The sequence below is a fragment of the Acidovorax sp. genome, from assembly GCF_016783915.1.
Classification (GTDB): domain Bacteria; phylum Pseudomonadota; class Gammaproteobacteria; order Burkholderiales; family Burkholderiaceae_C; genus Acidovorax.
In genome coordinates, this window is record NZ_JADHVT010000147.1 from 1 (window position 1) to 11,000 (window position 11,000).

General features: G+C 65.8%; 9 protein-coding genes. 7 read left to right on the forward strand and 2 right to left on the reverse strand.

Features of this window, described 5'->3' with window-relative positions:
* From ISS20_RS20125 to ISS20_RS20150, 6 genes are all read left to right on the forward strand, one after another.
* Nucleotides 1–230 (forward strand): EAL domain-containing protein (locus ISS20_RS20125; RefSeq protein WP_291438941.1); only part of this gene is annotated, 230 nt, incomplete at its 5' end.
* A complete protein-coding gene (locus tag ISS20_RS20130) occupies nt 227–2,740 on the forward strand; it encodes an EAL domain-containing protein (RefSeq protein ID WP_291438944.1) in 2,514 nt (837 codons plus the stop codon). The genes ISS20_RS20125 and ISS20_RS20130, both read left to right, overlap by 4 nt.
* A gap of 37 nt (nt 2,741–2,777) precedes the next feature.
* Nucleotides 2,778–3,989 (forward strand): FAD-dependent monooxygenase, encoded by a 1,212-nt coding sequence (locus ISS20_RS20135; protein WP_291438946.1) that lies wholly within the window; start codon nt 2,778–2,780, stop codon nt 3,987–3,989.
* 315 nt (nt 3,990–4,304) lie between these two features.
* A complete protein-coding gene (locus tag ISS20_RS20140) occupies nt 4,305–6,227 on the forward strand; it encodes a PrkA family serine protein kinase (RefSeq protein WP_291438949.1) in 1,923 nt (640 codons plus the stop codon).
* A gap of 47 nt (nt 6,228–6,274) precedes the next feature.
* Nucleotides 6,275–7,543: a YeaH/YhbH family protein gene (locus ISS20_RS20145; RefSeq protein ID WP_291438951.1), complete on the forward strand. Its 1,269-nt coding sequence runs from the start codon at nt 6,275–6,277 to the stop codon at nt 7,541–7,543.
* Entirely contained in the window at nt 7,540–9,171 is a 1,632-nt protein-coding gene (locus ISS20_RS20150; RefSeq protein WP_291438953.1) for a SpoVR family protein, read from the forward strand. Before ISS20_RS20145 ends, ISS20_RS20150 begins: the two co-directional genes overlap by 4 nt.
* Before the next feature lie 98 nt (nt 9,172–9,269).
* Here the strand turns inward: ISS20_RS20150 and ISS20_RS20155 are convergent, their stop codons facing one another.
* Entirely contained in the window at nt 9,270–9,656 is a 387-nt protein-coding gene (locus tag ISS20_RS20155; protein WP_291438956.1) for a MerR family transcriptional regulator, read from the reverse strand.
* Between the two features lie 93 nt (nt 9,657–9,749).
* On the opposite strand from ISS20_RS20155, the gene ISS20_RS20160 reads away from it, so the two are divergent.
* Nucleotides 9,750–10,220, forward strand: a complete 471-nt coding sequence (locus ISS20_RS20160; RefSeq protein ID WP_291438958.1) for a hypothetical protein — start codon at nt 9,750–9,752, stop codon at nt 10,218–10,220.
* Here ISS20_RS20160 and ISS20_RS20165 read toward each other — a convergent pair.
* A partial coding sequence (locus ISS20_RS20165) for an MFS transporter (protein ID WP_291438960.1) occupies nt 10,192–11,000 on the reverse strand: 809 nt, incomplete at its 5' end. The two genes, ISS20_RS20160 and ISS20_RS20165, sit on opposite strands and share 29 nt — an antisense overlap.

An 11,000-nucleotide genomic window follows, 5' to 3' on the forward strand; every position in this document is an offset into this window, starting at 1 on the left:
TCAGGACGATCCTGGCGCTGGCCAAGAGCCTGGACCTGGAGGTGGTGGCGGAGGGGGTGGAGACGACGGGGCAGTTGTCGTTCCTGAGGCTGCATGGGTGTGAGGGGTTCCAGGGGTATCTGTTTGGAAGGCCCGGGCCTGTAGAGTTGTTTGAGCGTGAGCATCTGCCAGGCTACTCGGCACCGTCCCTATCTACAGCGCAGCCCTCACAGCAGGAGCCGCGACCATGACCGGCGTGGGCATCCTGTGGGTGGACATCGATACCCAGCACGCGGCGGCGGCGCGGCGGCTGATGGCGGCGCGTTACCCCGACTGGCGGGTGGTCAATAGCCCCACGCCGGAAACCGCCAAGGCTCCCCTCGCCAGCCAGTCCTGGGATGCCGTGGTGTTGTGCCTCAAACCCACCGATCAGGAACTGCCCGGCCTGCTGGAGCTGTGCGCTGGCCGCCCGGTGCTGATGTGCATCGATGCAGCGCAAGAGGCCCTGGCCGCGCGCGCCTTTCGCTGCGGGCTGGGCGACTATGTGCTGCGCGAGTCCGATGGTGCTGCGCACCTGAGCGAACTGCTCAACCGCCTGGTGGCACTGGTGCAAGGCGCCAAGGGGCAGGGCCAGCCCGTGCGCATGGTGGATGCCCGCATCTGGCAAGAAGCGCTGACCATGCTCCAGGAGCAGCGATTGGCCCTGCAGGCCACTCTGGCTAGCATGAGCCAGGGCATCTTCAAGACCGGGCCCGACGGCCGCATCACCGTCTACAACGAGCGGGTGCTGGAGCTGCTGAATCTGCCCGAGTCGCTGATGGCCACACGCCCCACGCTGGCTGACCTGACGCGTGTACAGGCCGAGCGCGGTGACTTTGGCGAGGGCTACAGTCTGGTGGACCGGCGCGGGCACGACTACGTGGCCCAGGGCTCTGTCGCCGCTGCCCCGGCGCTGTACTGGCGCACCACGCGCGATGGCCGCACGTTCGAGGTGCGCACCACCACACTGGCCGACGGCAGTCTTGTGCGCACGTTTGCCGATGTGAGCGACTACGTGCGAGTGGAGAACGAGCTGCGCGAGAGCGAGGCGCGCTTCCGGTCGCTGAGCGACCTGTCGTCCGACTGGTATTGGGAGCACGATGCCGAGGGCCGCTTCGTGCAACTGGCGGGTGACCTGAGCGTGAATGGCATCCCGCTGTCGGACGTGATGGGGCGCACGCGCTGGGAGATCGGCGCCCTGAACATGACCGACGCTGATTGGGCCGCGCACCGCGCATTGCTGGCGGCGCAACAGCCATTCCGTGACCTGGAGCTGCAACGTCGGCGTGCGGACGGCAGCATGCACTGGATCTCGGTCAGCGGCGTGCCTGTGTTCGATGCCAATGGTGCCCTGCGCGGCTACCGGGGCTTGGGCCGCGACATCACCGAGCGCAAGCAGGTCGAGAGCCAGATCGAACGCCTGGCGTTCTATGACTCGCTGACCGGTCTGCCCAACCGCCGCTTGCTGGTGGACCGGCTGCAACACGCCACGCTGGCGGTCGCGCGCTCTGACACCCAGGGCGCGCTGCTGTTCATTGACCTCGACAACTTCAAGGACCTCAACGACACCCTGGGCCATGACACCGGCGACCAGTTGCTGCTGCAGGTTGCGCAGCGCCTGAAGGGCTGCGTGCGGGAGTCCGACACCGTGGCCCGTTTTGGTGGCGACGAGTTCGTGGTGCTGGTAGAGGGCCTCAGCCCCGACCCCGCCCACGCAAGCGCCGAGGCTGCGCTGGTGGCCAGCCACATCATCACCACGCTGGGCAAGCCCTATGCGCTGGGCGATGCCAGCCACCACAGCACACCCAGCATAGGCATCGCGCTGTTTGGCCAGCAGACCGTGAGCGTGGATGAGCTGCTCAAACATGCCGACCTGGCCATGTACCAGGCCAAGGCGGCGGGGCGCAACACCCAGCGTTTTTTCGACCCCGACATGCAGGCGGCCGTGAGCAACCGCTCGGCCCTGGAGGCCGACCTGCGTCGGGGCCTGCAAGACAAGGAGCTGGTGCTTTACTACCAGCCAGTGGTGGACGGCAAGGGGCGCCTGCAGGGAGCCGAGGCCCTGGTGCGCTGGCGCCACCCGCGCCGGGGCATGGTGTCGCCTGCCGAGTTCATTCCGCTGGCAGAGCAGACCGGGCTCATCCTGCCCCTGGGCCAATGGGTGATGGAGGCCGCGTGCGCACAGCTGGTGGCCTGGCAGCGCAGCTCACTCACGCGACAGTTCTTTCTGTCGGTGAACGTGAGCGTGCGGCAGTTCCGCCAGCCCGACTTTGTGGAGCAGGTGCTGGGCGTGCTCGATGCCACGGGTGCCAACCCGGAACGCCTGAAACTCGAACTCACCGAGAGCCTGTTGATGGCCGATGTCGAGGACGTGATTGCGCGCATGGAGCACCTGCGCCGCTACGGCGTGGGCTTCTCGCTGGACGACTTTGGCACGGGCTATTCCAGCTTGAGTTACCTCAAGCGCTTGCCACTCGACCAGCTCAAGATCGATCAGGGCTTTGTGCGCGACCTGCAGACCGACCCGAACGACGCCGCTATTGTGCGCACCATCCTGGCGCTGGCGGAAAGCCTGGACCTGGCGGTGGTGGCCGAGGGCGTGGAGACCACGGGTCAGCTGGAATTTTTGCAGCGCTACGGCTGCAAGGCCTTTCAGGGCTACCTGTTTGGCCGACCCATGCCCGCCGAAGTGCTGGAGCGTGCGCTGCGGCCTGCGCTATGACAATTACCCGCCAGGGCGCGCAGTTCACAATCGCGCCATGAAAAAACAGGTGTTGGTCGCCGGTGGCGGCATTGGCGGCTTGGCCGCCGCGTTGGGCGCATCCCGGGCCGGGTGGGAGGTGCGGCTGTACGAGCGCGCTGCCGCGTTCAGCGAAGTGGGTGCGGGCGTGCAGATCGGGCCCAACGTGGTGCGCCGCCTGCAGGCCTGGGGTCTGCAGCAGCCGCTGCAGGCGGTGGCTGCCTTTCCCAGCCGGTTGCAGGTGCGCAACGCCGTCAGCGGCAAAGAACTGGCCGTGTTGCCCCTGGGGCCCACGGCGGTGGAGCGCTATGGCGCGGCCTACGCCACCATTCACCGTGCGGACCTGCATGGCCTGTTGCTGTCCGCCGTGACGAAATACACCGACACACAACTGCATCTGGAGCATGCGATTGACAGCTTTGCCGATGCCGACGGCGTGGTCACCGTGCGCACCAGCCGGGGCAAGCAGGTAGAGGGCGATGCTCTGATCGGTGCCGATGGCCTGTGGAGCCGCACCCGCACCCAGCTTATGGGCGCGGTACCGCCACGCGTGACGGGGCACCTGGCCTACCGCGCGCTGGTGCCGCAGCATGCGCTGCCCGACGCCTTGCGCACGGCGCAGGTCACCGCATGGCTGGGCCCGCGCCTGCACGCGGTGCAGTACCCCGTGCGTCGGGGCGAGCTGCAAAACCTGGTGGTCATTGTGCAAGGGCGCGCACCGCAAGACCTGGAGAACTGGGACCATGCTGCCAACGTTGCAGGCCTGGAGCACGCGCTGCAAGGCACCTGCACCGCGCTGCAGGACGTGGTGCGCAGCGTGAGTGCCGTGGGTGGAGCGGGCTGGCGCCTGTGGCCCTTGTGTGACCGCCCGCCCGTGCGCAGCGCCGACGAGATGGCACAAGGCCTGGTGGGCCTGCTGGGCGATGCTGCGCACCCCATGCGACCGTACCTGGCCCAGGGCGCGGGCATGGCGATTGAAGACGCGGCCGAGCTGCAGCGTGCATTGGCCATGCACGACCTCGATGTGCCGCTGCGCCTGCGCCGCTACGCGCTGAACCGCTGGCAGCGCAACGCGCGCGTGCAGGCCCGGTCCACGCGCAACGGCCGCATCTTCCACGCCACGGGGCTCGTGCGCTGGGGGCGTGACCTGTCGCTGCACCTGCTGGGCGAGCGTTTGCTGGATGTGCCCTGGCTGTACCGGGGCGATGGCTCCAGCGCCAGTTCTTTGTGATGGGGAGTGTGCAGGTGGCGTCCTGCAAATAAGCCCTTGGCGCAAGGCCCATGCACGGGCGTCAACTTGACTTCCCGGTTGTCAGGACATTCCCTATCCGGGGCAACCCGTGCCAGCGTTTTGCGGGGTGAACTTCGCGCAGTGTGCCACGCTCTATCGCTGTGTGTGCAACGCCCAGAAAAGGCCAACCATGCGTCCATGAATTCGCTGTTCAAGCGCAGGTCGTGGTGCTACAAGGGCCAAGCCGGTAGCGATTGCCAATGCAACACCGTGGTACCACCTGAGCCCGCCAGGGGTGCCGCCACAGGAGGTCGTATGGATGCCATCAGCAACTTCGCCGCGCGCTATGCCCGTAGCCGCGAAGAGGAAATGTCGATCGACGAGTACCTCGCCGAGTGCAAGCGTGACCCCATGGCCTACGCCACATCGGCCCAGCGCATGCTGGCAGCGATTGGCGAGCCCGAGATGGTGGACACGCGCAATGACCCGCGGCTGTCGCGGCTCTTTGCCAACAAGGTCATCAAGCGCTACCCCGCGTTCACTGAGTTCTACGGCATGGAAGAGTCCATCGAGCAGGTGGTGAGCTTCTTCCGCCATGCCGCGCAGGGGCTGGAGGAGCGCAAGCAGATCCTCTACCTGCTGGGCCCTGTGGGGGGCGGCAAAAGCTCCATCGCAGAGCGCCTCAAGGCCCTGATGCAGAAGGTGCCGTTCTATTCGCTCAAGGGCTCGCCAGTGAACGAGTCGCCGCTGGGCCTCTTCGATGCACTTGAGGACGGCCCGGTTCTGGAAGAGCAGTTCGGCATTCCGCGCCGCTACCTGCAGCGTGTGCTGTCGCCCTGGGCGGTGAAGCGGCTGGAAGAGTACGGCGGCGACATCCGCCAGTTCCGTGTGGTCAAGCGCTACCCCAGCGTGCTCAAGCAGGTGGGCATTGCCAAGACCGAGCCGGGTGACGAGAACAACCAGGACATCTCCAGCCTGGTGGGCAAGGTGGACATCCGCAAGCTCGAAACCTTTGCGCAGGACGACACCGACGCCTACAGCTACAGCGGCGGCCTGTGTCTGGCCAACCAGGGGCTGCTCGAATTCGTGGAAATGTTCAAGGCGCCCATCAAGGTGCTGCACCCGCTGCTGACTGCCACGCAGGAGGGCAACTACAAGGGCACGGAGGGCTTCGGTGCCATCCCTTTCGACGGCGTGGTGCTGGCCCACAGCAACGAGAGCGAGTGGAAGGCGTTTCGCAACAACAAGAACAACGAGGCGTTTCTTGACCGTATCTACATCGTCAAGGTGCCGTACTGCCTGCGCGTGAGCGAGGAGATCCGCATCTACGAAAAGCTCATCCGCGAATCATCGCTGGGCAACGCCGTGTGCGCGCCCGGTACGCTCAAGATGATGTCGCAGTTTGCCATCCTCACGCGGCTGAAGGAGTCCGAGAACTCCAGCATCTTCAGCAAGATGCAGGTGTACGACGGCGAGAGCCTGAAGGACACCGACCCCCGCGCCAAGAGCTACCAGGAGTATCGCGACTACGCCGGCGTGGACGAGGGCATGACGGGTATATCGACCCGCTTTGCGTTCAAGATTTTGTCCAGGGTGTTCAACTTCGACAGTGCCGAGGTGGCCGCCAACCCCGTGCACCTGATGTATGTGCTGGAGCAGCAGATCGAGCGCGAGCAGTTCCCCGCCGAGCTGGAGACCAAGTACACCGGCTACATCAAAGAGTTTCTGTCGCCGCGCTATGCCGAGTTCATTGGCAAGGAGATCCAGACGGCCTACCTGGAAAGCTACAGCGAATACGGCCAGAACATCTTCGACCGCTACGTCACCTACGCCGACTACTGGATCCAGGACAACGAGTACCGCGACACTGACACCGGCGAGGTGTTCGACCGCAGCGCGCTCAACGCCGAGCTGGAGAAGATCGAGAAGCCCGCAGGCATCGCCAACCCCAAGGACTTCCGCAACGAGATCGTCAACTTCGTGCTGCGGGCGCGCGCCAATAACCAGGGCAACAACCCGAGCTGGACCAGCTACGAAAAGCTACGGCTGGTGATCGAGAAGAAGATGTTCTCCAACACCGAAGAGCTGCTGCCGGTGATCAGCTTCAACGCCAAGGCCAGTGCCGAAGAGGCTCGCAAGCACGAGGACTTCGTCACCCGCATGGTGAACAAGGGCTACACGCCCAAGCAGGTGCGGCTGCTGTGCGAGTGGTACCTGCGCGTGCGCAAGAGTAGCTAGGGTCGGTGCCTGGGCCACAAGCCCTGCATGGGGAACGGGAGCAACGGATGGCATTGCAAATCATCGACCGCAGGCTCGCTGGCAAGAACAAGTCGGTGGGCAACCGCGAGCGATTTGTTCGCCGATACAAGGAACAGATCGCGGATGCGGTGCGCCGTGCCGTCTCGCAACGCGGCATCCGCGACATGGAGCAGGCCGAGAGCATCACCATCCCGCGCAAGGACATCAGCGAGCCCGTCTTCCACCACGGCCAGGGCGGCATCCGCGACACCGTGCACCCCGGCAATGCAGAGCATGTGCGTGGCGACCGCATCGAGCGGCCCCAGGGCGGGGCGGGTGGGCGCGGGTCGCAGGCCAGCGACAGCGGCGAGGGCGAAGACGACTTCACCTTCACGCTGACCAAGGAAGAGTTCATGCAGCTCTTTTTTGAAGACCTGGCGCTGCCGCACCTGCTGCGGACCCACATTGGCGAGAACCCGCAGTGGAAGTCGCGCCGCGCGGGCTACAGCCAGGACGGTATCCCCAACAACCTGGCCGTGCTGCGCACCATGCGCGGCGCTTTGGGCCGGCGCATTGCACTGGGCAAGTCGGCGCACCGCGAGCTGCTGGCGCTGCAGGCCGAACTGGACGCCCTGCTGGCGCAGGACGACGGCACCAGCGAGGCGGTGGCTGAGTTGCAGCGCCGCATCGATGCGCTCACGGCGCGCATTGGCAAGATCCCGTACCTCGACCCCATTGACCTGCGCTTTCGTGCGCGCACGCCGGTGCCCTTGCCCAGCAGCCAGGCGGTGATGTTCTGCGTGATGGATGTGTCGGGTTCCATGGACGAGACGCGCAAGGACCTGGCCAAGCGGTTCTTCATTCTGCTGTACCTGTTTCTCACGCGGCACTACGAGACCATCGACATCGTGTTCATCCGCCACCACACCCAGGCGGCCGAGGTGAGCGAGGAGCAGTTCTTCCATTCCACCGAAAGCGGCGGCACGGTGGTGAGCAGCGCGCTGGTGCTGCTCGACCAGATCATCCGTGCGCGCTACCCTCAGGGCGACTGGAACATCTACGTGGCGCAGGCCAGCGATGGCGACAACTTCACCAACGACAGCGGCGTCTGCCGCAACCTGCTGGTGGACAAGATCCTGCCGCTGGTGCGCTACTTTGCCTATGTGCAGGTGGCCGAGGAAGAGCAGAACCTGTGGGACGAGTACAGCCAGTTGATGCCGCTGTACTCCCACTTTGCGATGCGCAAGGTCTCCGCACCCGGTGACATCTACCCGGTGTTCCGCGATCTCTTCAAGAAAGAGGGGGTGGCCGCATGAACAACGTTGTGCAGTATCCCGTGCTGGAGCGCCGCCTCAGCGACAACCCCTGGAAGGCCGCTGCCGTGGGCGAGCGCCGCCACCGTGCCGTGCCCGGCCAGCCCCTGCCTGCAGGCGCGCGGCCGGCCGAGCCGTTGCCCGACCCGAGCGACTGGACGTTCGAACTGATCGAGCGCTACCACGCGGCCATTGCCGCCACGGCCGAGCGCTTTGGTCTCGACACCTACCCCAACCAGCTGGAGATCATCACCGCCGAACAGATGATGGACGCCTACTCCAGCGTGGGCATGCCGGTGAACTACCGGCACTGGAGCTACGGCAAGGAGTTTCTGGCCACCGAACGGCGCTACCGGCGCGGGCACATGGGCCTGGCGTACGAGATCGTCATCAACTCCAACCCCTGCATCAGCTACCTGATGGAGGAGAACACCACCGCCATGCAGGCGCTGGTGATTGCGCATGCCGCCTATGGCCACAACAGCTTCTTCAAGGGCAACTACCTGTTTCGCATGTGGACCGATGCGTCCAGCATCATCGACTACCTGGTGTATGCCAAGGACTATGTGGCCCAGTGTGAGGAGCGCTACGGCACGGGCGAAGTGGAGCGCCTGCTCGACTCCTGTCATGCCCTGGCCAACTTTGGCGTGGACCGCTACCGCCGCCCGTCCAAGAAGAACCTGGCGCGCGAGCGGCTTGAACGCGCGCAGCGCGAGGCCTACGCCCAGCAGCAGGTGAACGAGCTGTGGCGCACCCTGCCCACGCGCCCCGGCAAGGAAGGTGCGGCGCAAGAGGCCGACCGCTTCCCCAGGGAGCCGCAAGAGAACATCCTGTACTTCATCGAAAAAAACGCGCCCCTGCTGGAGCCCTGGCAGCGCGAAATCGTGCGCATCGTGCGCAAGATCGCCCAATATTTCTACCCCCAGCGCCAGACCCAGGTCATGAACGAAGGCTGGGCCACGTTCTGGCACTACACGCTGCTCAACACGCTGTACGACGAGGGTTACCTGAGCGACGGCGTGATGATCGAATGGCTGGGCTCGCACACCAACGTGGTCTACCAGCCACCCGTGGGGCACCGCGCCTACAGCGGCATCAACCCCTATGCGCTGGGGTTTGCCATGTACCGCGACATTCAGCGCATCTGCCAGCACCCCACCGAGGAGGACCGGCACTGGTTCCCCGACATCGCCGGCACCCCCTGGCTGCCCGCGCTCGACCATGCCATGCGCAACTTCAAGGACGAGAGCTTCATCGGTCAGTACCTCAGTCCGCACCTGATGCGCGAGATGCGCCTGTTTGCGCTGCATGACGACGCTGGCGAGCGCGATCTGGTGGTCAGCGAGATCCACGACGAAAACGGCTACCGCAGCCTGCGCCAGATGCTGTCGCAGCAGTACGACCTGGGCACGCGTGAGCCCAATATCCAGGTGTGGAACGTGAACCTGCGCGGCGACCGCAGCCTGACCCTGCGCCACACCCAGTACCAGGGCCGCCCGCTGGCCGACGACACCCAGGAGGTGCTCAGGCACGTGGCGCGGCTGTGGGGCTTTGGGGTGCAGATCGAGAGTGCGGACGCCGATGGCAACCACCCGGTGTTGCTGCACCAGGTGCCCGCCTCAGCCACCTGACCGGGCTGCGCTGGCACCTGCGCGGCGGTTGAACGAAGATTGCTCTGTTTTTGATAGCTGTCAGCGCATGATGTACTAGCGCTACCGCCCGATTGGGTTCAAAAAACGGGCGAAGAGGCCTTGGCCCGTGGCACCCGGGCCTGCAGCGGGCAGTCGGTGGCCACACGCTCGGCCAACGTCTGGCGCAGGCCCTGCAGCGCGGCAATGCGGTCGTCAATCTCCTGCAGCTTGGCGGCCAACACCTGCGCCAATGCGGGGCCGGGCTCGGCGGCGTCCCAGATGGCGGGCAGCCGGTCTCCGATCTCCGCCAGGGTAAAGCCCAGCTGCTGCGCGGTGCGGATGTATTGCACCAGCGTCACCACCTCGGGCGGGTAGTCCCGGTAACCGTTGTCCAGGCGCCGCGCGCGAATCAGGCCCTGCTGTTCATAAAAGCGCAGCGCTTCGCGGCTCAGGCCCGAGGCCGTGGCCAGTTCACCGATCAGCATGATCCCGTTCCCCTCACAAAGTGCTTGACCCTGAAGCGTACTTCAAGGTGGAAGCTCGGGGCCTCATTGATTCATTCACAGAGGTTTCTTGTCATGCACATCCCTGCTTTCGCTTCCGGCCGTTATCTGCGCATCGTCCGCGCCAGCGGCTGGTACGACCTGCTCGTCACCTGGCCGTTTGCCTCGCCCTGGACCTTCGCCTGGCTCTACACCCAGCTGAACCTGCTGGCCCAGGCGCTCGCATTGCCCGGCACCTTGCACCCCTTGGACACCACGCACATGCTGCTGGCCAACCTGCTGGGCTCGGTGGTGGTGGTGTGGTCGGTGGCGCGCATCGTGGCGCCCACGGTGCTGCTGGGGCGGCTGGATGGCGTGGCGCGGTTTCTGTTTGGGGCCTGGCAGATCTACGCGGTGGCACATGGCGCCAATGCCATCGTGCTGGGTTTCACCGCCTTCGAACTGCTGTTTGGCGTGCTGCAGTGGTGGCGTGTTGACGGTGCCAGCGCCGCGTGGTGCCCACCGGGCCCAGGGCGGGTCAATGAGCGGGCGCGGGCAGCAGCCTGAAGGCCAGTGCACCCACCACCAGCATGGCCGCGATGGTCAGCATCACCGCCACGTACGGGTCTGCACCCTGTGCGGCGGCGATGGAGGCCGCCACGCCCGTCACCCACTGCATCAGCGCCACGCCCAGGAACAGCGCCATGGTGAACACCGCCATGGCGCGCCCTGTGACCGCAGGGGCGTAGGCCGAGCGCACGTCCGAATACTGCAGCACCATGTAGCCTGACAGCAGGCCCACGGCCACGGAGCCGCCCACGTCCAGCCATTCGGCATGCAGAAAGCCCATGGCCGCAAACAAGGCCGCCAGCAGGACGGTAAAGCCCAGCAGCCAGCGCCTGCGCCGCCTGGGGCCAGGGTCCAGCCGACCAAAAAGGGCTGGGCTGAACAGTGACACCAGCGACGACAGCATGGCCACATTGCCGCTGGCCACCAGCGAATAGCCGTGCCGCTCGATCAACAGTGGGCCCAGCCACAGCCCGCGCAGCGTGAGGAACGAGGCATAGGTCATCAGCGCCAGCAGCATGATGCCGGCGGTGTGCGGCAGCAGGAACAGCGCGCCGAAGCCGCGCACCGCCTGCAGCACCGATTCGCGCGGCGCGGCATCGTCGATGGGTTGTGCGGGCTCATGCACCTTCCAGAAGATCAGCAGCCAGGCCAGCGCAGCCAGGCCTGCCAGCACGCCAAACCCCATGCGCCAGGACGACTGCTGCACCAGCCAGGCCAGGGGCGTGCCGGTGAACAGCATGGCCCCCCCCCCCCCCCCCCCCCCCCCCCCCCCCCCCC

Bases quoted from the DNA above. Each gene is read 5' to 3' on its own strand.
- ISS20_RS20130 (WP_291438944.1), top strand. From the start codon at position 227: ATGACCGGCGTGGGCATCCTGTGGGTGGACATCGATACCCAGCACGCG.
- ISS20_RS20135 (WP_291438946.1), top strand. From the start codon at position 2,778: ATGAAAAAACAGGTGTTGGTCGCCGGTGGCGGCATTGGCGGCTTGGCC.
- ISS20_RS20140 (WP_291438949.1), top strand. From the start codon at position 4,305: ATGGATGCCATCAGCAACTTCGCCGCGCGCTATGCCCGTAGCCGCGAA.
- ISS20_RS20145 (WP_291438951.1), top strand. From the start codon at position 6,275: ATGGCATTGCAAATCATCGACCGCAGGCTCGCTGGCAAGAACAAGTCG.
- ISS20_RS20150 (WP_291438953.1), top strand. From the start codon at position 7,540: ATGAACAACGTTGTGCAGTATCCCGTGCTGGAGCGCCGCCTCAGCGAC.
- ISS20_RS20155 (WP_291438956.1), bottom strand. From the start codon at position 9,656: ATGCTGATCGGTGAACTGGCCACGGCCTCGGGCCTGAGCCGCGAAGCG.
- ISS20_RS20160 (WP_291438958.1), top strand. From the start codon at position 9,750: ATGCACATCCCTGCTTTCGCTTCCGGCCGTTATCTGCGCATCGTCCGC.